21 protein-coding genes, 2 tRNA genes and 1 other annotated feature are annotated in these 24462 nt (G+C 33.8%); of the genes, 22 read left to right on the plus strand and 1 reads right to left on the minus strand.

Annotated features, from left to right (window positions below; all coding sequences use genetic code 11):
* The first annotated feature begins 80 nt into the window (after positions 1 to 80).
* The 19 genes from RWO76_RS06965 (at position 81) to RWO76_RS07055 (ending at position 19641) form a co-directional block, all read left to right on the plus strand.
* A tRNA-Arg gene (locus RWO76_RS06965) sits at positions 81 to 154 on the plus strand.
* A gap of 4 nt (positions 155 to 158) precedes the next feature.
* Positions 159 to 232: transfer RNA gene (locus tag RWO76_RS06970), tRNA-Pro, on the plus strand.
* Positions 233 to 310: 78 nt separating this feature from the next.
* Positions 311 to 1177 carry an ROK family protein gene (locus tag RWO76_RS06975; protein WP_314354943.1) on the plus strand — a complete coding sequence of 289 codons (867 nt, stop codon included), beginning with the start codon at positions 311 to 313 and terminating at the stop codon, positions 1175 to 1177.
* 474 nt (positions 1178 to 1651) lie between these two features.
* Complete coding sequence (locus RWO76_RS06980) at positions 1652 to 2194, plus strand: XRE family transcriptional regulator (protein WP_314354944.1); 543 nt, start codon at positions 1652 to 1654, stop codon at positions 2192 to 2194.
* Between the two features lie 22 nt (positions 2195 to 2216).
* The gene (locus RWO76_RS06985) at positions 2217 to 3326 is read left to right on the plus strand and encodes an ABC transporter ATP-binding protein (protein WP_314354945.1); all 1110 of its coding nucleotides are present in this window, start codon (positions 2217 to 2219) and stop codon (positions 3324 to 3326) included.
* Complete coding sequence (locus tag RWO76_RS06990) at positions 3319 to 4128, plus strand: ABC transporter permease (RefSeq protein WP_314354946.1); 810 nt, start codon at positions 3319 to 3321, stop codon at positions 4126 to 4128. The genes RWO76_RS06985 and RWO76_RS06990 overlap by 8 nt, the downstream gene beginning before the upstream one ends.
* Positions 4128 to 4964: an ABC transporter permease gene (locus RWO76_RS06995; protein ID WP_314354947.1), complete on the plus strand. Its 837-nt coding sequence runs from the start codon at positions 4128 to 4130 to the stop codon at positions 4962 to 4964. The genes RWO76_RS06990 and RWO76_RS06995 overlap by 1 nt, the downstream gene beginning before the upstream one ends.
* Entirely contained in the window at positions 4961 to 6031 is a 1071-nt protein-coding gene (locus RWO76_RS07000; protein ID WP_314354948.1) for an ABC transporter substrate-binding protein, read from the plus strand. The genes RWO76_RS06995 and RWO76_RS07000 overlap by 4 nt, the downstream gene beginning before the upstream one ends.
* A gap of 341 nt (positions 6032 to 6372) precedes the next feature.
* Positions 6373 to 6583, plus strand: a binding site (T-box leader).
* A 61-nt stretch (positions 6584 to 6644) separates the two neighbouring features.
* Positions 6645 to 8336 (plus strand): arginine--tRNA ligase, encoded by a 1692-nt coding sequence (gene argS, locus RWO76_RS07005; RefSeq protein WP_314354949.1) that lies wholly within the window; start codon positions 6645 to 6647, stop codon positions 8334 to 8336.
* Between the two features lie 261 nt (positions 8337 to 8597).
* Positions 8598 to 9128: a hypothetical protein gene (locus RWO76_RS07010; RefSeq protein WP_314354950.1), complete on the plus strand. Its 531-nt coding sequence runs from the start codon at positions 8598 to 8600 to the stop codon at positions 9126 to 9128.
* A gap of 167 nt (positions 9129 to 9295) precedes the next feature.
* Complete coding sequence (locus RWO76_RS07015) at positions 9296 to 10384, plus strand: spermidine/putrescine ABC transporter substrate-binding protein (protein ID WP_314354951.1); 1089 nt, start codon at positions 9296 to 9298, stop codon at positions 10382 to 10384.
* A gap of 1 nt (position 10385) precedes the next feature.
* Positions 10386 to 11972: an amidohydrolase gene (locus tag RWO76_RS07020; RefSeq protein ID WP_314354952.1), complete on the plus strand. Its 1587-nt coding sequence runs from the start codon at positions 10386 to 10388 to the stop codon at positions 11970 to 11972.
* A 144-nt stretch (positions 11973 to 12116) separates the two neighbouring features.
* Positions 12117 to 12812, plus strand: coding sequence for a cytochrome c biogenesis CcdA family protein (locus RWO76_RS07025; protein ID WP_314354953.1), 696 nt, complete (start codon positions 12117 to 12119; stop codon positions 12810 to 12812).
* 11 nt (positions 12813 to 12823) lie between these two features.
* Positions 12824 to 13390 carry a redoxin family protein gene (locus RWO76_RS07030; RefSeq protein WP_314354954.1) on the plus strand — a complete coding sequence of 189 codons (567 nt, stop codon included), beginning with the start codon at positions 12824 to 12826 and terminating at the stop codon, positions 13388 to 13390.
* A gap of 12 nt (positions 13391 to 13402) precedes the next feature.
* On the plus strand, positions 13403 to 14518 hold the full coding sequence (gene msrB, locus RWO76_RS07035) for a peptide-methionine (R)-S-oxide reductase MsrB (protein ID WP_314354955.1): 1116 nt from the start codon (positions 13403 to 13405) through the stop codon (positions 14516 to 14518).
* A gap of 354 nt (positions 14519 to 14872) precedes the next feature.
* On the plus strand, positions 14873 to 15607 hold the full coding sequence (locus RWO76_RS07040; protein WP_314354956.1) for a response regulator: 735 nt from the start codon (positions 14873 to 14875) through the stop codon (positions 15605 to 15607).
* Positions 15604 to 17292, plus strand: a complete 1689-nt coding sequence (locus tag RWO76_RS07045; RefSeq protein WP_314354957.1) for a sensor histidine kinase — start codon at positions 15604 to 15606, stop codon at positions 17290 to 17292. Before RWO76_RS07040 ends, RWO76_RS07045 begins: the two co-directional genes overlap by 4 nt.
* A gap of 170 nt (positions 17293 to 17462) precedes the next feature.
* Positions 17463 to 18716 (plus strand): NAD(P)/FAD-dependent oxidoreductase, encoded by a 1254-nt coding sequence (locus RWO76_RS07050; RefSeq protein ID WP_314354958.1) that lies wholly within the window; start codon positions 17463 to 17465, stop codon positions 18714 to 18716.
* A 223-nt stretch (positions 18717 to 18939) separates the two neighbouring features.
* A complete protein-coding gene (locus RWO76_RS07055) occupies positions 18940 to 19641 on the plus strand; it encodes a hypothetical protein (protein ID WP_314354959.1) in 702 nt (233 codons plus the stop codon).
* Between the two features lie 58 nt (positions 19642 to 19699).
* Here RWO76_RS07055 and RWO76_RS07060 read toward each other — a convergent pair whose 3' ends face one another.
* The gene (locus RWO76_RS07060; protein ID WP_314354960.1) at positions 19700 to 20380 is read right to left on the minus strand and encodes a M15 family metallopeptidase; all 681 of its coding nucleotides are present in this window, start codon (positions 20378 to 20380) and stop codon (positions 19700 to 19702) included.
* A gap of 212 nt (positions 20381 to 20592) precedes the next feature.
* Between RWO76_RS07060 and guaB the strand changes: the two genes are divergently transcribed.
* The 3 genes from guaB to RWO76_RS07075 all read left to right on the plus strand — a co-directional run bounded on the left by guaB (position 20593) and on the right by RWO76_RS07075 (position 24389).
* Complete coding sequence (gene guaB, locus RWO76_RS07065; protein WP_314354961.1) at positions 20593 to 22071, plus strand: IMP dehydrogenase; 1479 nt, start codon at positions 20593 to 20595, stop codon at positions 22069 to 22071.
* 365 nt (positions 22072 to 22436) lie between these two features.
* Positions 22437 to 22898, plus strand: a complete 462-nt coding sequence (locus RWO76_RS07070; RefSeq protein ID WP_314354962.1) for a DNA starvation/stationary phase protection protein — start codon at positions 22437 to 22439, stop codon at positions 22896 to 22898.
* 144 nt (positions 22899 to 23042) lie between these two features.
* Complete coding sequence (locus tag RWO76_RS07075) at positions 23043 to 24389, plus strand: MATE family efflux transporter (RefSeq protein WP_314354963.1); 1347 nt, start codon at positions 23043 to 23045, stop codon at positions 24387 to 24389.
* The last annotated feature ends 73 nt before the right edge of the window (positions 24390 to 24462 follow it).

A 24462-nucleotide genomic window follows, 5' to 3' on the forward strand; every position in this document is an offset into this window, starting at 1 on the left:
AGAGTACTTGACTACGAATCAAGCGGTTACAGGTTCGACTCCTGTTGGGTGCATTTTTTCTATATATAAGTGAATATTTAGCACCCATAGCTCAATTGGATAGAGTACTTGACTACGAATCAAGCGGTTACAGGTTCGACTCCTGTTGGGTGCATTATCGGGAATTAGCTCAGCTTGGTAGAGCACTTGGTTTGGGACCAAGGGGTCGTAGGTTCGAATCCTGTATTCCCGATTTATTGGCAGGTAAGTGCTAGCTTACTTGTCTTTTTTTGTATATAATATAATTATTAATATAATGGAGGAATTTTATATGGTATTAGGTAGTATCGAAGCTGGTGGTACAAAGTTTGTTTGTGCGATTGGGAATCATGATATGGAAGTTATAGAAAGAATTTCAATTCCAACGACAACTCCAGAAGAAACTTTACCGAAAGTTTTTGAATTTTTTAAAAAGTATGAACAAGAATTAGAAGCAGTTGGTGTGGGTGCTTTTGGCCCAATTGATAGTAATAAAAAATCTGCAACATTTGGATATATTACTTCTACTCCAAAATTAGCATGGCAAAATTTTGATTTTATTGGAGAATTGAAACGTCATTTAAATGTACCAATTAATTGGACAACTGATGTGAATGCAGCAGCTTATGGAGAATACTATTTTGGCCATGGAAAAGATTTAGAAAGTTTGGTATATTATACATTTGGAACCGGTGTTGGTGGTGGGGCTATCCAACGTGGCGAATTTGTCGGTGGAATGAACTTCCCTGAGATGGGTCATATGATTGTAAAACGACATCCAGAAGATAATGCAAAATGTGTATGTCCTTTCCACTCTGACTGTTTAGAAGGTTTAGCAGCAGGCCCAGCCTTACAAGAAAAAGCTGGACGTCCTGCATTTGAATTAGAGCCTACTGATCCAATTTGGGATATTGAAGCTTACTATGCTGCACAATGTATTTATAATACAACATTAATTTTAGCACCTGAAGTGATTGTTTTAGGTGGAGGTGTGATGCAACAATCTCATTTATTGAAAAAAGTTAAACAAGAATTTGAGAAATTAATGAATGGTTATGTTGGATATCCTTCTGTAGATGAATATTTACAAACTCCTGCTTTAGGAAATAATGCAGCAACTATAGGATGCTTGGCAATGGCGAAGGATCTTTTAAAATAATAAAATGTCAAAAAACTGACTTCTCTGAATGTAGCATATTGGACGCTAGCAGCTTCGCAAATGCGAATCTCATAGCTAAACTTTGAGCCTAGTGTCTCAAAGTTTCCAGTAATATAAGCCAATTTGGCTTATATTACTAATGCTACTATGAGAAGTCGTTTTTTTCTGTACGGACATAATAAGGGGACGTTAATAATACCTGACTTCTTATACTGTAGTAATGGATGGCAGCAGACCTGCGGTCTGATGCCTAAAATTCGAGCCTTGGTCTTGATTTTTCCAGTAGAATGATTTTCAATTGTAAATTATTCTGCTAATGCTACATTTATTCTCTATTTTTACTTGTCTGAACTCTATACATTGTATAGGGTTCTTTTTTAATTTTTTGAGATTTACTTGTTGACTATTACTAAACTTAGAGTATAATGAGTCATAGTGTTATTAAACTTTAAGTTTAAAGAATGGAGGGGTAAGATGGAAATAGGGAGTCACTTGAAAGCTCTGCGTGTTCAAAAAGGACTTACTCAAGAAGAATTGGCTGAAAGGACGGATTTATCTAAAGGATATATTTCCCAATTAGAAAACGACCTTAGTTCACCATCTATGGACACATTTTTTGATATTTTAGAAGTATTAGGGTGTGCACCAAAGGATTTCTTTGAAGATGGACCAGAAGAAGCTTTAACCGTATATGGGCCTGAAGATATGACCGTGATGGAGGATCCAAAACATAAAACAATTGTGACTTGGTTAAATCCTGATTCAAATGAACATGAAATGGAACCTGTAATATTAGGGTTTGAACCTCAAGGGGAATACAAAGTGTTTCAACCATCATTATCCGAAACCTTTGGATATGTTCTAGAAGGTAAGGTACAAGTAAAAGTAGGGAAACAAATAGAAGTTGTCTCTAAAGGAGAATCTTTTTATTTTGAAGCTTCTGCTAAACACCAAATTAAAAATGCTGGCAATGAAACAAGTAAGGTGTTAATTGTCGCAACAAATTCTTATTTATAAAAAGGAAGGATTGGTACAGAACATGTCCAACAATGCAATTATTACATTTGAAAATGTTACAAAATCTTATGATGATACTCAAGTTTTAAAAAATATTAACTTTGAAATTGAAAAAGGAAAATTTTATACATTATTAGGTCCTTCAGGATGTGGTAAAACTACTATTCTTCGTATTATTGCTGGTTTTACGGATGCTACAACAGGTACTGTTACTTTAAATGGAGAAGATGTAACAGATTTACCACCAAATAAACGTAAAGTAAATACTGTATTCCAAGACTATGCCTTATTCCCTCATATGAATGTGTTTGAAAACATTGCATTCGGTTTACGTTTAAAAAAATTACCAGAAGATGTAATCAAACAAAAAGTTTCTGAAGCGTTAAAATTAGTTCAATTATCAGGCTACGAAAAACGTGAGATTGTTCAAATGTCTGGAGGACAACAACAACGTGTAGCGATTGCTCGTGCATTAGTGAATGAACCAGAAGTTTTATTATTAGATGAACCACTATCAGCATTAGACTTAAAGTTAAGAACCGATATGCAGTATGAATTACGTGAATTACAGCAACGTTTAGGAATTACATTTATCTTCGTGACCCATGACCAAGAAGAAGCTCTTGCGATGAGTGATGAAATCTTCGTATTAAATGGTGGAGAAATTATTCAATCAGGTACTCCTGTAGATATTTATGATGAACCAATAAACCGTTTCGTTGCGGACTTTATCGGGGAAAGTAATATCGTTTCCGGTGTGATGAAAGAAGACTACTTAGTAGAATTTGTTGGAAAAGAATTTGAATGTGCCGATGCTGGTATGCGTCCAAATGAAAAAGTAGAAATCGTAATTCGTCCAGAAGATTTGTCTCTAACAAGTGTGGATAAAGGAAAATTAACCGTTGAAGTAGATACACAATTATTCCGTGGAGTTCACTATGAAATTATTTGTTATGACGAAAATAAAAATGAATGGATGATTCACTCAACGAAAAAAGCTGAAGTTGGATCAAAAGTAGGATTATATTTTGAACCACAAGATATTCACGTAATGCGTTTTGGAGAAAGTGAAGAAGAATTTGATGCACGTCTAGAAAGCTACGAGGAAGTGGAGGACGATAGCAATGACTAAAAATTCTCGCGTCTTTTTTTCCATTCCATATCTTTTATGGTTAGCATTATTTGTAGTAGCACCTTTGGCGATGATTTTCTATAAATCATTTTTCGATATTAATAATCAATTAACAATTGGAAACTATACAAATTATTTTACTTCTGGTAATTATTTAGAAATGACATTTAACTCAGTATGGTATGCCTTTTTAGTAACATTAGTGACTTTAGTCGTGAGTTATCCAACAGCTTACTTTTTAAGTAAAACGAAGCATAAAAATTTATGGCTATTATTAATTATTTTGCCAACATGGGTCAATTTATTATTAAAAGCCTATGCTTTTATTGGAATTTTTAGCCAAACAGGTACAGTAAATCAATTCTTATCATTATTTGGAATTGCGCCGAAAGAATTTTTATTTACAGATTTTAGTTTCTTAACAGTAGCTGCATATATTGAATTACCATTTATGATTTTACCAATTTTTAATGCAGTACAAGAATTACCAAGTTCATTAATTGCAGCAAGCCGTGACCTTGGTGCGACTCCTTGGCAAACATTAAAAAATGTCGTGATTCCATTAACGATGAGTGGTGTAAGAAGTGGAGTTCAAGCAGTATTTATTCCTTCACTATCACTATTTATGTTAACTCGTTTAATTGGAGGAAATCGTGTGATTACATTAGGGACTGCCGTAGAGCAACATTTCTTAGTGACACAAAACTGGGGAATGGGTTCAACAATTGGGGTTATCTTAATTGTAGCAATGATTGTTTTAATGTTTGTAACACGTGATCGTAGAAAAGGAGGAGAAGCATAATGAAATTAGAGAAAAACCATTGGTTATCAAATGCCTATTTAGTATTTGTATTTGCAGTATTGTATGCTCCTATTTTCTATTTGATTTATTACTCATTTAATAGTGGTGGGGGGATGAATGATTTTCAATCCTTTACTTTAGAACATTATCAAGCTGTTCTTGGAGATACAAGATTAATTGGTATTGTAATTGATACTTTAGTTTTAGCTTTGTTATCAGCTCTATGTGCAACCATTATTGGTACACTTGGGGCGATTATGATTGACTTTATTCGTTCAAATAGAAGAAAACAATTTGTTCTTGGAATGAATAATATTTTATTAGTTTCCCCTGACGTTATTATCGGGGCAAGTTTATTAATTTTATTTACATTCATTGGATTTAAATTAGGATTTTGGTCCGTACTACTTTCTCATATTGCTTTTAATATTCCGATTGTCGTATTAATGGTTTTACCAAAATTAACAGAAATGAATCGTTCAATGATTACTGCGGCACGTGACTTAGGTGCAACAAGTTCTCAAGTGTTAACGCGTATTATTTTACCTTCGATTACACCTGGTATTTTAAGTGGATTCTTTATGGCGTTTACATATTCTTTAGATGATTTTGCAGTAACGTTCTTTGTAACAGGAAATGGATTCTCTACAATTGCGGTTGAGATTTATTCAAGAGCTCGTCAAGGGATTAGTTTACAAATTAATGCTTTAAGTACATTAATGTTCTTATTCTCATTAATTTTAGTAATTGGATATTATTTCATTCAACAATACCAAGCAAAACGATTAAATCAGAAAAATGTTGAAAATGATTTAGCGAAAGGGGTACTACGATGAAGCGATTAATGATGTTTGTTAGTGCAATTTTAGTCGCAAGTCTTGGATTATTACTCTTTAGAAAAAATTTTGAAACAGCTATCGCAGGAAATCCTGATACCATTATTGTATACAACTGGGGAGATTATATTGACCCTAATTTAATTACTCAGTTTGAAGAAGAGACTGGATATAAAGTCATTTATGAAACATTTGATTCAAATGAAGCGATGTATACAAAAATTAAACAAGGTGGAACGAATTATGATGTGGCGATTCCAAGTGAATACGCGATTCATAAAATGTTAAAAGAGGATTTATTAGTACCATTAGATTATTCTAAAATTGAAGGAATGGAACATTTAGATGAGAAATTCTTGAATAAGAGTTTTGATCCAAATAATCGTTATAGTATTCCTTATTTCTGGGGAACTTTAGGCATTATTTACAATACTAAAAATATTGCTGAAGGCGAAATTACGAAATGGTCTGATTTATGGAAAGAGGACTATAAAGATTCGATTTTATTTATCGATGGTGCTAGAGAAATGATGGGAATTGCACTTCAAACTCAAGGGTATTCTTTGAATGAAAAGGATCCCGAAGTTGTAAAAGAAGCAGGTAAATTCTTGAAAACATTAATGCCAAATGCTAAAGCGATTATTGCGGATGAGATGAAGACGTATATGGCGCAAGAGGAGGCTTCGATTGGTGTGTCATTCTCTGGGGAAGCTGCGAAGATGTTGGAGAAAAATGAAGATTTAGCGTATGTTTTACCGGAAGAGGGAACTAACTTATGGTTTGATAATATTGTCATTCCAAAAACTGCTAAAAACTATGATGGTGCATATCGTTTTATTTCATTTTTATTGAGACCGGACGTGGCTGCTAAAAATGCGGAATATGTTGGATACTCAACTCCAAATAAGGATGCGTTAGAGTTGTTACCAGAAGAAGTAACAAGTAATGAGACTTTTTATCCTACGGATGAGCAGATGGAAAATATGGAAGTTTATGAGAATCTAGGTTCTGAGTTGCTAGGGTTGTATAATGACCTGTTCTTGGAGGCTAAGATTTTCCGCAACTAATGTTAATAGAAATTGACTTTTCTGATGTAGCATACGACGGCAGCAGACCTACGGTCTCATGCCTAAAAATTGAGCCTAGGGTCTCAATTTTTCCTGTCCAATAAGCCTATGTGGCTTATTGGACTGTTGCTACTGTGAAAAGTCATTTCTATTTTTACGGATATTTATGAGGGGACGTTTGTGAGATTGACTTTGCTATATAGTAATAAAGAACGGAAGCAAACCTTTTGTTTGATGCCTAATATTACTATGCAAAGTCTTTTTGTGATTTGCGTTATAAAGTTTATTATAAAATTACTAGACAAATATTCTATCGCTTGTTATAATCGTCCTATAAATAATAAACATTTATGAAGAAGAGAGTAGTTTACGGATTTCTGTTTTAGCGAGCTGGGGTGGTGGAAGCCGGTCATGATGAAGTAAATGAACCGCACTTTGGAAATGATTATTCGAAGGTAGTAGAATAATCCGGTCGCTTACCGTTAAAAAAGTTTAAAGTGGTTTAAGATTTTAAACAATAAGAGTGGTACCACGGGTTATCTCGTCTCTAGTCAAGGTTGCTTGATTAGGGGCTTTTTTATTTATCATTTATACAAAAAGAAGGAGTGTTAATATGGATTATAAAAAAATAGTTGCAGAACAAATTCATAAAACAATTAGTGAACATTTATCGTTTGAAGAAATTTATAAAATGATTGAAGTTCCAAAATATGCAGAACAAGGAGATTTAGCTTTTCCAGCATTCTCACTTGCAAAAGTGTTACGTAAAGCACCTCAAGCAATTGCACAAGAAATCGTTGAAGCAGTTGCTGATGAGCATATTAGTCAAGCAGTAGCAATGGGACCATATGCCAACTTCTTCCTTTCAAAAGGTAAATTTGCAGATGAAACATTACACACTGTTTTAGAACAAAGAGAAGAATATGGGAACTTTGACTTTGGTCAAGGACGTAATGCAATAGTAGATATGTCTAGTCCAAATATTGCAAAACCAATGTCAATGGGTCACTTACGTTCAACAGTTATTGGGAATGCCATTGCTAACTTAGAGAAAAAAGTTGGTTATAACCCAATTAAAATCAACCACTTAGGTGACTGGGGAACACAATTCGGTAAATTAATCGTTGCTTATAAAAAATGGGGAACAAAAGAAGCCGTTGAACAAGATCCAATCGCAGAATTATTACGTTTATACGTTAAATTCCATGATGAAGCAGAACGCGATAGTTCTTTAGAAGATGAAGGACGTGCATGGTTCAAGAAATTAGAAGATGGCGATGCAGAAGCAGAAGAACTATGGAATTGGTTCAAATCTGAATCATTAAAAGAATTCAATCGTGTGTATGATATTTTAGGAATTACATTTGATTCTTATAATGGTGAAGCTTTCTATAATGATAAGATGGATCCAATTGTTGAATATTTAGAAAGTAATGGAATTGCAACAATCGACCGTGGAGCAACAGTTGTTCACTTAGATAAATATGATTTACCACCTGCATTAATTAAAAAATCAGATGGTGCTACATTATATATTACTCGTGACTTAGCAGCAGCACATTACCGTAAAGAAACTTACGATTTCGCTAAAAACATCTATGTTGTAGGGAATGAACAAGCAAACCACTTCAGACAGTTAAAAGCTGTTTTAAGTGAAATGGGTCGTGACTGGCAAGAAAACATGATTCACGTTGGCTTTGGTTTAATTACATTAGGTGGTAAAAAATTATCAACACGTAAAGGTAAAATTGTCTTATTAGAAGAAGTTTTACGTGAAGCTGAAGAATTAGCATTAAAACAAATTGAAGCTAAAAATCCAAACTTACCAAACAAAGAACAAGTTGCAAAACAAGTTGGGGTGGGTGCGGTAATCTTCCACGATTTGAAAAATGATCGTACAAACAACTTCGACTTCAACCTAGAAGAAGTAGTTCAATTCGAAGGAGAAACAGGACCTTATGTTCAATATACTCGTGCTCGTGCAATGAGTATTTTAAGAAAAGCAGGAGTTTCTGTTGATTTATCTCAAGCATTAGAATTAGAAGATGACTATGCATGGGAAGTATTAAAACAAATTGAAAATTATCCAAATATTGTGAAATATGCAGAAAGCAAATTTGAACCTTCTGTTATTTCTAAATATGTAATTTCGCTAGCGCAAGCCTTCAATAAATATTATGCAAACAGCCGTATCTTACAAGAAGATGAAGGACTAAATGCTCGTTTAGCATTAGTGGAAGCAACAGCTGTTGTCTTAAAACAAGGTCTTGCAATTTTAGGAGTAGAATCTCCAGACGAAATGTAGCCATCCTATCTCTCACTTGTTTACCTGGCAAGTGGGAGTTTTTTGTTTAAATGAAGCAATTTCTGTTGAAACTCCATAAAAGGATTGATAAAATCTTCATGAGAATTATTTCACAATTTTATTTTATTCTTTCCTAAATAATTATTAGGAAAGGTGGGATGGATGACATTTGTCAAAAATAGAAGGTGTATTTAGGATTGATGGTAATTTTAAAATTGGATAGAATTCTTACTTTACAAACTTATATAAAGGAGTAATGTTATGGGACTTTCATTTGGACCAAATTATACATGGACTGATCATTTCGCTCAAAGAGCACTAGAGCGATTTGAAATCAGCGATGAACAGCTTCCAAAATGGGTGGGTAGACAACTTGGAAGTTTAGTAGAGTATAATAAGAATGAAGAACAGCGTCCAGAAGAGAAAAAATATGTTTCGCAAATTGGGGTTGTTTTTGTTTGTAATACAATTGAACAAAAATTTTTAACTTGCTATGAAGCGAAAGATTTACTACCAGAAGGAAGAAATATTACTATTCATGAAAATAATTTGGCTTTATTTTCTGAAGAAGTAGCACATATTGCTAAAAAGTATCGTCATAAAGATGCTAAGGAGATGCTAATGAGTATTGAAGAACATCTAGATAATTTTCATCAATTCTCTCATAAAATATTATCAGGTAGATTAACTGAGCGTAATTATGAGTTAATTGGAAAATTAATAGATGAATTTCATGTCATTCGCTCGGCAATGAAAGTTATTGAAACAAAACAGGGAGATTTTAAGGGATAGTTGGGATACTTTTCTATCTAAACTAGTTTTTGATGAAACATCCGTTTAAGTTGTGTTCTACTTAAACGGATGTTTTTTTAAAATTCAGAACGTACTAGTTGACGTGAAAGCGATATTTTATTACTATCAACTTATTGTAACAAAACAAGAGAGAAATGAGGTTTTTCATGAAAAAATTAGTATCTTTAATTTTATCTATTTTAGCCGTTGTACTTTTACTATTAGGAGTAAAACAATATATTCAATCACAAGAAATTTCTGCGGATGAATCTGCTTCTAGTGAAAAACAGCAGCTCTATTTATTTAACTGGGGAAATTATATCGACCCAGAATTGATTAAAGAATTTGAAGAAGAAACGAATATTCAAGTGGTCTATGAAACTTTCGATTCAAATGATGCAATGGAAGCAAAATTAAAACAAGGTGGTACTCGATATGACATCGTCTTTCCAAGTGAATCGAGTATTACGAAATTAGTAAATCAAAACTTATTACAGCCATTGGATCATTCGAAAATTCAAGGTTTAGAAAATATTTCGCCATTTTTATTAAATAGTCCAGTGGATCCTGGGAATCAATATACAGTTCCTTATTTCTGGGGAACTGTTGGGATTATGGTGAATACAAAATATATTGATCCAGAAAGTATTACAACTTGGAATGATTTATGGAAGAGTGAATTCCGTAATAAAATTTTATTACTAGATGGAAATCGTGAAACAATGGGATTAGCATTGCAATCATTAGGTTACTCACTCAATTCCAAAGATGCAGCGCAATTAAAAGAAGCGGAATTAAAAATTAAAGCATTAAATCCAAATGTACGTGCTGTATTAAATGAAGAAATTAAAACAATGATGAAATTAGAAGAAGCTCCAATTGGCATTGGTTATTCAGGAGATGCAGCTGCTGTAGCAGAAGCTAATCCATCTGTTCAATATATTTTACCGCAAGATGGAAGTGCCGTTTGGACGGATAATTTTGCTTTATCCTATAATGCGGAAAATATTGAAGGAGCGTACGCATTTATTAACTTTATGCTTCGTCCTGAAAATGCCGCTAGAAATGCAGCGTTTGTAGGATATGCTACACCAAATGAAGCAGCAAAATCATTGCTAGATGAAGAAGTAGTTTCAGATGAAACATTTTATCCATCACAAGAAGTGATTGAAAGTTTAGAGCATTATGAATATCTTGGAACAGAATGGATTTCCAACTATAATGATGCCTTTTTAAATTTTAAAATGGAGTTATAATATGCATTATTTTGTGAAAAGTAAACATCTCTTTATTGGAGATTCTAAAGAAATAATTGAAGGAATATTAGAAATAAAAGATGGGAAGATTGCAGCTATTCTTCCTTATCATCAAGAAGTAGACGGAGAAATTATTGATACAGGGGACCAAATGGTTACTCCTGGATTTATCGATGCGCATGTGCATTTATATTTATCTAGTTTGATTCATTTAGGAAAGATGAAAGCAGTCGGAGCGCCTTCGATTGAAGAAGTTATTGCTCAAGCAAAAGAAATTCCTGTTTATAATGGATGGAAAATTGGGATTGGTTGGTATGCGAGTGATTTTGGACAACAAGTTTTACCAACAAAAGAAGAGTTGGATAAAGCTTCCAATGAAGTTCCGATTTGCTTGATTGCTGGAGATGCACACACGATTTGGCTGAATACAAAAGCATTAGAAGAATTAGGGTTAACGAGTGAAAATATTCCTTCTGAAATTGGCGGAGAAGCTGTTAAAAAAGATGGTGAGTTAACAGGAGTATTTTTAGAAGCAATTGCGATTTATTATTTATCCAAAGTGCTGTCAATTTATGAAGCGGAGTCTAAAGTAGCGTTGTTAGACTATATGAAACACTTGAATGCGATGGGAATAACAGCTGTTGGGGATGTTGCGTTAACAGGGGAAAGTCCTGATGATATTGTTTATCCAAAACTTTATTCTAGTGTAGAAGATGATGCAACAGTTCGAGTGAGCTTTTTCCCAGCAATGCGTGAAGAAGTTGAAGAAAACCGTCATTTCTATCAAACTTATCAATCACCAATGTTGCAAATGGGTGGTGTGAAACAGTTTTATGATGGAGTAACAAGTTCGCATACAGCATACTTAAAGGAACCATACCCAATGCCATTTTTTGAAGGAGATGTGGGAGGACCACTTTTAACGGAAGAAAAAATGGAACGATTGACTTTATTAGCTAATCAAGAAGGTTGGCCAATTCGTATTCATACGGTTGGAGATAGAGCAGTTGAATTAACATTATTGAATTTTAAACAAGCGCAAGAAAAATATCCTTTTGATGCGCCTTATAAATTCAATACGATTGAGCATTTAGAAGTAATGGATCCAAAGGATTTGCCACTTACAGCTCAAAAATCTCTTATTGTTTCAGTTCAACCAAGCCACTTATTAGTGGGGTATGAAACATTAGATGAAGAAGTTGGAGAAATTCGTGCAAAACAAATGTTTCCTTTTAAATCCTTTATTAATCAGGGAGCAACTTTAGCATTTGGAACAGATACTCCAGTAGTACTAAATGTAACTCCATTTGAAACGATGTATTTTGCTGTGGCTCGTCAAACAGTAGAAGGGCTTCCAGAACCAGCATTGATGCCTGAACAAAGAATTAGTGCCCAAGAAGCTCTGATTTCTCATACAAATGGAGCAGCAAAATCACTTAGTCGATTAGATATTGGAACATTAGAAGTGGGAAATTTTGCAGACTTTGTTATTTTATCGAAAAATTTCTTAGGTGAAAGTTCAGAAGAAATCTTGAAAACAACTGTTGTAGCGACTTATATTAACGGGAAAAAAGTTTATGAAGCTTAAGTTAGAGTGAAAGATGAAGTAGAGATTCTACTTCATTTTTTACTATTATCATATTAAATTCATGTATTTGTGTAGGGGATTCTATGTTTTCTTTAAACATAAATGATTATAATGAATTCAAACATTACGAGAAGAGGTGTATAGATGGATATTTTATTGTGGGGGAGCATTTTTGCAGCAGGATTATTATCATTTTTCTCACCCTGTGTGTTACCATTGTTCCCGGTTTATTTTGGAGTATTAATGAGTGAAAGAGGAAATCGAAGCATCAAATTTGGAAAGTTTGAGATTGCAATATTACCGGTTGTTCGAACTTTTTTATTTGTTGCAGGAATTTCAACGATTTTCTTTGTATTAGGATTTGCTGCTAGTTTATTAGGGCAATTATTGTATAATCCTTATTTTCATTTAGTATTAGGAACAATAATTGTTTTACTAGGTTTGCATCAAATGGAAGTATTTCAATTAACGTCTTTACAAAAGCAAAAGACGGTACAGTTTGAAACAGATGGCAAACATTCGTTATGGAGTAGCTATTTGTTAGGAGTTAGTTTTAGTTTTGGTTGGACACCATGTGTAGGGCCAGTTTTAAGTTCTGTCCTAACATTAGTAGCAACACAACAAGCAAGTATTTTTTATGGAATGTTTTTATTAGCGATTTATATTTTAGGTTTAGCCATTCCGTTTTTAGCTTTAGCAATTGCATCTACTACAGCGATGAAAGCTTTTAATCTTGCGAAAAAGCAATTATATCTTTTAAAGAAAATCGGGGGGCTTGTCATTATAGGAATGGGAGCTTGGATTATTTTTCAACAAATACAAATTTTATTACAAAGATAGGAGAATGACAGATGAAGAAATGGAAATATGTAGTTCTTGGAGCTAGTTTATTATTAGGAGCTTGTCAACCAATGGGGATGAAAGGGGGAGAGACAATGAAAAATTCAACAGATATGACAATGAAAGATAAAAAAGAAGAAACAAAAGCAACGACAACCTCTGCAAAATCTGTGGATGCTAGTTTTAAAACCTTTGATGGAAAAGATGTTAAATTATCAGACTATAAAGGAAAGAAAGTTTATATTAAAGTATGGGCTTCATGGTGTCCAACTTGTTTAGCTGGGTTAGCAGATATTGATTCTTTTGCGGCTAATCATTCTGATGATACGGTTGTTTTAAGTGTAGTAGCTCCTGGAGTGAATCGTGAGAAAAAAGCAGAAGATTTTAAAGAATGGTTCTCTGGATTGGAGTATAAAAATTTACCTGTATTAATGGCAGAAACACCTGATTTCTTTAAACAAGTGGGAGTAATTGGATATCCAACATCTGTTTTTATTAATCAAAATGGAGAAATTGTACAAGCTCATCCAGGGCATCTATCAAATGAGGATATTCAGAAACAACTTGATAAAATCTAGGGAGTGGTTAAAATGGATAAAAAAATCATTATTGGGTTAGTAGCGTTGTTAGTATTAATGATTGCGGCTTATTATGTCATCAATCCAAATCCATCGAATGTAAAAGCAAATGGAAATCCGATTGAGAAAAAAGTTAGTTCTCTTATTAATCAACAAAAGGTTAACAAATCAGAAAATAAGGGGGAAAAAGAGTTGAAAGAAATCTATTTAGCAGGCGGTTGTTTCTGGGGCTTAGAAGAATATTTTTCAAGAATTAATGGAGTAGAAGATGCAGTTAGTGGGTATGCAAATGGAAAAGTAGAAACAACTAACTATCAATTAATTCATGATACAGACCATGCAGAAACAGTAAAAATTACTTATGATGCAAAAGTTGTATCCCTTCGAGAAATTTTATTATATTACTTTAGAGTGATTGATCCACTATCAGTCAATAAACAAGGAAATGATGTAGGTCGTCAATATCGAACAGGAATTTATTATCAAAATGATGACGATAAAGAAATTATTGAGCAAGTAGTAGCAGAAAAAGAAGAACAATTAGGGAAAAAAGTTGCAATTGAAAGAGAAAATCTTAGAAATTTTGTTGTTGCAGAAGATTACCATCAAGATTATTTAAAGAAACATCCAAATGGCTATTGTCATATTGATGTGAATAAAGCAAATGATCCAGTGATTGATCCTAATTTATTCCCATTACCAGATGAAGAAACATTGAAAAATACTTTGACAAAAGAACAATATGCAGTTACTAGAGAAAATCGTACAGAAATGGCTTTTTCTAACGAGTATTGGGACAACCATGAAGCAGGTATTTATGTAGATGTAGCAACTGGTGAACCACTTTTCTCTTCTAAAGATAAGTTTGATTCTGGTTGTGGTTGGCCAAGTTTTACAAAACCTATTTCTTCAGAAGTAGTGACTTATAAGGAAGATACAAGTTTTAATATGAAACGAATTGAAGTTCGCAGTCGTATTGCTAATTCTCATTTAGGACATGTATTTGATGATGGTCCTCAAGATAAAGGTGGATTACGTTTCTGCATTAATAGTGCAGCTATCCGTTTTATTCCGTTAGCAGATATGGAAGAAAAAGGTTATGGATTTTTAATGGATTTTGTAAAATAAGACTTTAGCTGTTGTAGCAGGGGACGGCAGCAAACAGCTTTGCTGTTTCATGCCTAAAAATTGAGCCTTGGTCTCAATTTTTCCAGTCAAATAAGCCGTACTTGGCTTATTTGACTAATACTACAACGGCAAGTCTTTTTTTGGTTAGGGGTATATATAACAGAGGACCTAATGAATAAAGAGAAAATACTTCCCATAGTAACAAGCCCAATAGTAACCATGAAGATGGTTACTATTGGGAGGAAAGGCTGCTACCGTCCTTTGTTACTATATCCAGAAGTATTTTCTTTTTATGCATTCTTTCGGTTAATTTTTTGAAAAAGGCGGAGTATAATGGAAATAGGAGGGATGAGAATGTATTCACTGTTAATTGTCGAAGATGAATCTCTTGTTAGAAGAGGACTCACTTCACTGATCGATTATAAACAATTAGGGATTTCAGATGTACAAGAAGCTGAAAATGGCAAACAAGCTTGGGAAATGATTCAACAACAACAACCCGACATCTTACTAACAGATATCAATATGCCACAAATGGACGGCATTACATTAGCTCAACAAGTTAAATTACACTATCCACATACACATATCGTATTTCTAACAGGATATGATTACGTTGATTACCTATTATCTGCATTAAAATTAGGAGCAGACGATTATTTACTAAAGCCTATTTCTAAAAAAGAAATTGAATCTTTTTTTGTCACAGTCGTTGGTAAATTAGAAAAAGAACGGAAAGAAAACCAAATTCATCAAGTAGATATTATTTCAGAAGAAACAGAAATTGAAAAACTCATTCATAGCCAATTAGATAATCCTGATCTTTCTCTTGTAAAAGTTGCAGAACAGTTAGGATTTACTCCCAATTATGTCAGTGTCTTGATTAAGAAAAAATTAGGAATGACATTTCAAGATTATGTCATTACTCAACGAATGAATAAGGCAAAATTACTACTATTATCTACATCCATGAAAATTTATGAAGTAGCTTTAGCAGTAGGAATGGAAGACGTAAATTATTTTTCAGTTAGATTTAAGCAAATTGTCGGAGTAACACCAAAACAATTTCAAAAAGGAGTAGAATCATGAAAAAAAATTCCTTGTTTATAAAATTAACTACCTATTTATTAGGAATGCTATTTTTGATTTTGATTCTTGTTGGAAGTGTCTTTTATTGGAAAAGTAGTGAATTATTTAAAGAGAACATATCCGGGCAAACGACTGCTAGAATTGATACAAGTGCTCGATATATCGAACAGTATGTCTCTCAATTAAAATATACAGTTAACGCGATTGCTAATGAGGCTGAAGTTGTTCAATTTGCTCAAGAACAAGAAAATAATTCGCAAATAAGTATTCGAAACTGGTTAGATTCCTTTATGAAAAGCAATGAACACTTTGTTTCGATGACGATTGTGACAAAAGATGGAAGAATCATTTCAAGTGATCAAAATCTTCAATCTGCCAATTCGAATGAATTAATGATGCAAGAATGGTATCAACAAGCAATTGACTTATCTCACAACCCAGTATTATTACCAAGTCGCTTGCAAAATGATAAATATGTGTTATCTATTAGTCAAGAAATTTTATCAAAAACAAATGAAAGTTTAGGAGTCGTTCGATTTGATATTGATTCTCACGCTCTTGAAAATTATATTAAGGAACTTTCTCTTGGGAATGATGGATATGCGTTTGTGATTAATACAGAGGGGAAAATCGTTTATCATCCCGATAACGAAGTCTTTCAATCTGTCGATAAGCAAATGTCTGCAGAAGATATTGCTAAAAGTCCAATGGATTCTATGCTAGGGAAAAATTTTTTTGTACATAAAATTTCTATTGATAATTGTAATTGGGTATTAGTAGGGGTTAGTACTTTTTCACAATGGGAACAATTATCGAAGCAATTATTTATGATTGTTATTAGTATTGCAATTTTAAGTTTTATTGTCTGCTCCATTGGAATGGTTGTTATTTTGAGATATCATTTATCACCTATTCAACACTTGGAAGATACAATGCAGGAAGTTGAAAAAGGTCAAACTAATTTACGAGCTATTCCAAATGGTGCTAGTGAATTTCAACAATTAGCTCATCATTTTAACCATATGCTCAATCATTTAGAACAATTAATGGTGGAGGCTAGAAAGCAAGAACAATTGGCAAGAGTATATGAATTAAAAGCATTATCAAGTCAGATTAATCCACATTTTTTATATAATACACTGGATACGATTATTTGGATGGCTGAGTTCCAAGATACAACTCGTGTAGTTTCAATTACAAAAGCACTTGCGACTTATTTTAGATTAGCTTTAAATGGAGGAGAAGATTTAATTTCTCTTTCTAAAGAATTGGACCATGTGAGACAATATTTATTTATTCAGCAACAAAGATATGAAGAAAAACTATCTTATGAGATTCAAGTAGATGAAAATATCCCAGATATTTTGTTACCTAAATTAGTACTCCAACCATTAGTAGAAAATGCTATTTATCATGGTATTAAGGAAATTAATCGACCAGGAAGAATACAGTTGACGGTTCAGTATCATTTCCCTTATATAAAAATTATGATTGAAGATAATGGAGTAGGTTTAAAGGGAAAAGGTGCTTCTAATAAAGCGTTAGGTGGAGTTGGAATTCAAAATGTACAAGAAAGATTAGCATTATATTTTGGAGAAGAGTTTAAAATGGAATTTGATTCAGTAGAAAATTCTTATACAAAAGTATTCCTAATGATTCCTATTTCTGTAGAATCGCACAAGTAAATATAGAGAAAATACTTTTATAGTAGGCATGAAACTTGCAAGAGCAAGTCTGTTACCGTCCTTTGTTACTATATCAAAAAAGTATTTTTTCTGTATTCACCTTATAGTTTGACGGTTCAGTATCATTTCCCTTATAGTAAAATTACGAATAAAGATACAAAGGAGAAATTATGAAAGTCATTGTAGTAGGTGGAGGAACAAGCGGACTAATGGCAAGCGTTAGTGCTGCATTAGCAGGCGCAGAAGTAATTCTACTAGATAAAAATCCAAGCTTAGGACGAAAATTACTCTTAACAGGCGGAACCCGTTGCAACGTAACGAACATCCGCTCAAGAGACGAAATTATTAAACACATTCCAGGAAACGGACGCTTCTTACATAGTGCCTTTTCCCAATTCGATAACCAAGACATCATTGAATTTTTCCAAAACCGAGGAGTTCAATTAAAAGAAGAAGACCATGGAAGAATGTTTCCAGTATCCGATTCTGCTAAAACCATTTTGAATACATTTATTGAAGAAATTAAACGATTAGGCATTCAAGTGAGAACAAATGTAAAAGTTAAAGCGATTCGACTAAAAGAAGGACAGTTTTCAGCAGTGGAATTAGATAATGGAGAAAGAATTGAAGGAGATGCAGTCATTTTAGCACTTGGTGGGAAATCCTATCCGAAAACAGGTTCAACTGGAGATGGATACGGAATTGCACGAAGTGTAGGGCATACAATCACCCCATTATTTGCTACAGAAGTCCCTTTAACAAGTAATGAAACTTTTATTAAAGAAGGCGTATTACGAGCTCTTTCTTTAAGAAATGTTGCGTTAAGTGTGTTGAATAAAAAGGGAAAAGCAGTTGTGACGCATCAAATGGATATGATTTTTACTCATTTTGGAATTAGTGGACCAGCAGTATTACGTTGTTCAAGCTTTGTTCATCAAGTCCAACAAAAAGACAATGTCTCAGAAGTTACAATGTCGCTAAATATACAACCTGATTTAACAAAAGAGGAATTAGCAGAAAAATGGCAAGAATGGAAAGAAAATAATCCACAAAAAACAGTGAAGACACCGTTGAAAGAATGGATGCCTGAACGATTCGCAGAATTTTTACTCCAACAAATTGGGCTGTCTTCTCAAAAAGTGATTGGTAAAATGACTGATCAAGAAGTGCAAAAATTATTGAACTCTATTCAAGATTTTAGATTTACAGTGGGTGGGAGTTTACCAATTGAAAAAGGTTTTGTAACGGGTGGAGGAGTTCAATTAAAAGAAGTGGATCCTAAAACATTAGAATCAAAAATCACTCAAGGAGTGTATTTCTGCGGAGAATTGTTAGATATTCATGGATATACTGGAGGTTATAATATTACAGCAGCTTTTGTAACAGGATATGTTGCTGGATTACATGCTGCACAAGGCTGGTAAAAATATGAAAAGAGCATAGTTTCGTCATATAATCTTCATAATTAGAGACTATACTTTAGTCATTCCCAAAGAATAATATTTACCTCCCAAAAGTAAATAAACTCTATCCTTTTTTCTCCGGCAAAAAATTGCCGGAGTTTTTTGATTTTTGTAACGAATTAAGATTTGTTATGATATAATGACAACGAAACTGTAAAATGAATCGAGGTGTATCTCTTACAATATGGTAAAATTGGGAGAAAGAATTGTAGAAAAAGGAATTCGTTTATTACCGTTAATGGACTTATCCAAAGTGGATACAAGTCAAGCTAGACCAATTCCGGAAGCCAAATCAAAATTAGAAATTATCGTTCATGCAATGGAAATCGGCATGGGAGTTTTAGGACATGTAGATATTTGTATCGAAGGGTATGTATACTCTTATGGAAATTATGATGAATTAGCTTGTATTTTAAATGGAGCTAGAGGTGAAGGTGTATTATTAAAAGCACCAAGAGAAGATTATTTTAAATTTTGTAAGAGACATTACCAAAAAACACTATATATTTATAGTTTAGAAGTGACTGACGAACAAGTACAATTAATTAAAAATCGTTTGGAAAAAGTATTGAAAGAATCATTTACTTGGTCACCTCCAGATGATATTTGTTCGTTTAATCCTGTAAGTGAAAAGTTAGAAGAGATGTATGCCTATTTCATGGTACAATGTATGCCTGTAACTTTTTATAAATTTAGAAAAACGCAATTTAAATTGTATACAATGTGGAGAAATAATTGTTTATTATTTGTAGATTATTTAGTTTCCGCATTAAAAGTAAGACCTCTTCGTGCAAGAATGACTACTTTCCCAAGTTTGTATCAAGAACGATTAGAATCGTTAAAAGAAAAACAACATTCCATTGTTACCGATTGTCAGATTTATTAATATTTTTAAAATGACAAAGAATAACCGTTAATCATTTATGGTTAACGGTTTTTTAGTATTAATCGGCGTAATTGCCGCCTTCTACACCAAAATATTCTTCTAGTGTTTGTTTTGAAGTATAGATTTTTTCTGCAATATCTCCTACATATCTTAAATGCCAAGCTTCTGCTTGATAACCCGTAATGGCTTCTTTTCCTTCTTGGAATCTTACGATAAAGCCATATTCATGGGCGTGGCTATGTAACCATTTAATTGCTTTCTCATCTTGAGGATTTTCTCCTAATAATCCGCCAGCTCCGTTTAAAATATCAAAAGCAAGACCAGTTTGGTGTTCACTATATCCTGGACGAGCAGAATAAGTATCTGCTGCCTCTTTTCCATCTGTATTCACATAGTTTTGATAAAGCTGAGTTTGATATTCATAGGAACGAAATCCACTATATTGATTACTAATACTGAAACCTAACTCTTGCATTTTTTGAATTAGCTCCCTCACTTTTTCCCCAGCAATTGGGTTTTCTCCTGGATTATAATCAGCAGGAAGTTTGTGTTTTTTGTTAACGACCATTTGAATCCCTAATGATAGATCAGCTTCTCCGTTACTTTTCAGAGTCGTGACAGTAGTTTGTTCAGTTGAAACAGTCGCTTGAGTGGTTTCTGCTTTGTTTTCTGTTGTTGTAGTAGAGTGACAAGCTGTTAAAAATGCTAGACTTGTCACCATGTAAATGATTTTTTTCATGATAATCCCCCTTTATTTATAGTATTTATTGTAGCACAGATATCGAAATGAAAACATGTAGAAATGAAATTTAGAAAAATAAGAATATTTTTATTAGAAAGAGTAGATAATGTTCATAAATTAACCGTTTTCTAATGAAAAACTACTTGAATTTTATTCAGTTCATGGTATAGTAGCTATTAAAAAATTATCGATTCTAGGAGGTCTCCATTATGTCCATGTGGGAAACGAAGTTTCAAAAAGAAGGTTATACGTTTGATGATGTACTATTAATTCCAGCAGAAAGTCATGTACTACCAAATGATGTGGATTTACAAGTACAACTTGCAAAGAATTTAAGTTTAAAAATTCCATTGATGAGTGCTAGTATGGATACTGTTACCGATTCAACAATGGCGATTGCGATTGCACGACAAGGTGGGCTAGGTGTTATTCATAAAAATATGTCGATTGAAGCGCAAGCTGAAGAAGTTCATAAAGTGAAACGCTCTGAAAGTGGCGTTATTTTAAATCCATTTTTCTTAACTCCGAAACATTCTGTGCAAGAAGCAGAAGCATTAATGGCGAAATATCGTATTAGTGGAGTTCCAATTGTGGAATCATTTGATAATCAAAAATTAGTCGGTATTTTAACGAATCGTGATTTACGTTTTATTACAGACTATTCGATTGAAATTGAAGAAGTGATGACAAAGGAACCATTAATTACAGCACCAGTGGGAACTTCTTTAAAAGAAGCAGAAAGCATTTTACAAAGACATAAGATTGAAAAACTTCCATTAGTAGATGACAAAGGAAATTTATCAGGATTAATTACCATTAAAGATATTGAAAAAGTAATTGAATTCCCAAATTCGGCAAAGGATAAGCATGGACGATTATTAGTTGCTGCAGCAGTCGGTATTACTTCTGATACTTTTGAACGTGCAAAAGCATTATTAGAAGCTGGGGTAGATGCGATTGTCATTGATACAGCACATGGACATAGTGCAGGAGTTATCCGTAAAATTAAAGAAATTCGTGAAACATTTCCAGATGCAACGTTAATTGCAGGAAATGTTGCAACAGCTGAAGGTACTCGTGCTTTATTCGAAGTGGGAGTGGATGTTGTAAAAGTGGGAATTGGACCGGGTTCTATTTGTACGACACGTGTGGTAGCAGGAGTTGGTGTGCCGCAAGTAACAGCAATCTATAATGCTGCGACAGTTGCAAGAGAATATGGGAAGACGATTATTGCAGATGGCGGTATTAAATATTCAGGAGATATTGTTAAAGCAATTGCTGCAGGTGGACATGTCGTTATGTTAGGTAGTTTATTGGCTGGAACGGATGAATCTCCAGGAGAATTTGAAATTTATCAAGGACGTCGTTTTAAAACGTATCGTGGAATGGGTAGTTTAGCGGCGATGGAAAATGGTTCGAGTGATCGTTATTTCCAATCGAAAAATGAAGCGAATAAGCGTGTTCCAGAAGGGATTGAAGGTCGTGTAGCATATAAAGGTGCTGCTAGTGATATTATTTATCAGATGATTGGTGGTTTGCGTTCTGGTATGGGTTATGTTGGGGCGCATAATTTAGAGGAGCTTCGTGAAAATACGCAATTTATTCGTATGAGTGGTGCTGGATTGAGAGAGAGCCATCCGCATGATGTACAAATTACCAAAGAAGCGCCTAATTATTCAGTCCAGTAAGAGGATGCATTGGACTTTGTTTGTAGTAGCGAAGGACGCAAGCAGCCTCGCTGTTGCGAGTCTCATTGCTAAAATTCGAGCCTAAGGTCTCGAATTTTCCTGTACTAGAAGCCAGTGTGGCTTCTAGTACTAACGCTACTACGAAAAGTCCATTTATTTGGACGTGTATGTATGGGAGTGAGGTGAATGAGATAAAATTTTGTCTGTAGTAGTAAGGGATGGCAGTAAAGGTTCGCTTTTATGCCTGTTTGCTGCTGCTAAAAGTCCATTTATTTATTATTTAAAAATTTATAAAAATTATGAGTATTCTAGTTTAGAATAATTCTATTCTGTGATATACTTTATTCATAAAGGGGGAATGACAAATGTCAAAAGAAAAAACAAAATTAGTATTAAATCAATTAGTAGCTGACTTAAGCCAACAAGCAGCAATTATTCACCAAGTACACTGGTATATGCGTGGACGTGGATTTTTAACATTACACCCAGCAATGGATAAATTAATGGATGAAATCAATGCTCAATTAGACGAAGTATCAGAACGCTTAATTACTATTGGGGGAGCACCATATTCAACATTACGTGAATTTGCAGATAACACTAAAATTCAAGATATTCCTGCATCTTACGAACGTTCAATTGATGAATGGGTAAGACATTTATTAGTAGGATATGAATACTTAAGAGGTTTATACCAAGAAGGTTTAGAAACAGCTGGAGAAGAAGGCGATGATGTATCACAAGATATCTGCATCGGCTTCAAAGGCGATATTGAAAAAATCATTTGGATGCTACGTGCACACTTAAACGAAGCACCTGGAATCTAATCAATTCAAACAAAAAAAGGATGAGATACTCATCCTTTTTTTGTTTGGGGTTATACAATATTTGAAAGAAACTCATCAAAAGTATAGAATAGTTGGAGAGAAAATGATTAAGAAAAAATGGATACATTATAAAAGGAGGATGAGATGAATTCAAAGGCGTTTTATCAACAAATGTTTGCGATTGCGATACCTGTTGCATTGCAAAGTTTACTAACTTCATTTTTGAATACATTAGATACGATGATGATTTCCTCTCTTGGAGATGCGAGTATTGCTGGCGTGGGATTAGCAAACCAAGTGTTTTTCTTATTTACATTGATTTGTTTTGGAATTAATACAGGTTCCTCAGTTTTATTCGCTCAATATTGGGGTGTAAGGGATGTTCCTCAAGTTCGAAAAATTAATCAGGCAAGTTTAATGTTGTCTACAGCTATTTCTGTGGCATTTATGCTTGTAGCAATGTTATTTCCTTATGGGATTTTAGAATTATTTACTCATGATACAGCAGTTGTTCAAGCTGGTGGGGACTATTTACGTGTAGCGGCTTTAACCTATGTCATTACTGCATGGAGTTTTTCTTTAGGAAGTGCTTTAAGAAGTACGGGAAATCCAAAAGTTCCATTAGTAGCAACGATGAGTAGTTTTGTCGCCAATGCTTTCTTTAATTATATTTTTATTTTTGGGAAATTAGGATTGCCAGCAATGGGTGTTGTCGGAGCTGCATTAGGAACCGTAGTAGCGAGAATGATTGAAATTGGAGTATTAGTTTTTGTCATCAAACGTTATCAAGGTCCGCTTCAAATTCCGATTCGACATTTGCAAAAAATTCCAAAAGAATTTTGGATGGTCTACTGGAAGACAACTTTACCAGTTATTGTCAATGAAACATTTTGGGCACTAGGACAAGTATTTTATAATGCAGCTTATGCAATGGTTGGAACCCAAGCGACTGCAGCAGTGCAAATTGCAGTTGCGATTCAAGGTTTAGCCTTTGTCATCGTTCGTGGACTAGGAAGTAGTTGTAGTATTATGCTTGGACAAAGTATTGGGAAAAATAAAATTGATCGAGCAAAAAAAGATGCGAATCGATTTATTATTTTATCCATTATAACGGGTGTAGTCATTGGTGCTATTGAAAGTTTAACGCCACAATGGACATTATTATTATTTGGACATATTAGTCCAGAAGTATATACTCTTGGTCAACAATTATTACAAGTAATGGGAATCATTTTTATCTTAAAAACTATTAATTCCATTATTGTTGTAGGTGTTTTAAGAGGTGGTGGGGATACTCATTATGGAATGAAATTAGAAATGAGTTGTGTCTGGTTAGTCGGCGTCCCATTATCTCTTTTAGCAGCAGGAGTGTGGCATTTACCAGTTACTATCGTTGTTATTTGTGCAGGAATGGAAGAAGTGACAAAAGTAGTCATCGGACTCTATCGTGTTTATTCTCAAAAATGGATTCATCGTTTAGTTCAAGACTAGTCAAATTCTTGCATTTATGGTAGAATATTTGTCAGACAGTTCGTAACCATCCTGTCTATAAACAAAACTAGGG

This window comes from uncultured Granulicatella sp., from assembly GCF_963521425.1.
Taxonomy (GTDB): domain Bacteria; phylum Bacillota; class Bacilli; order Lactobacillales; family Aerococcaceae; genus Granulicatella.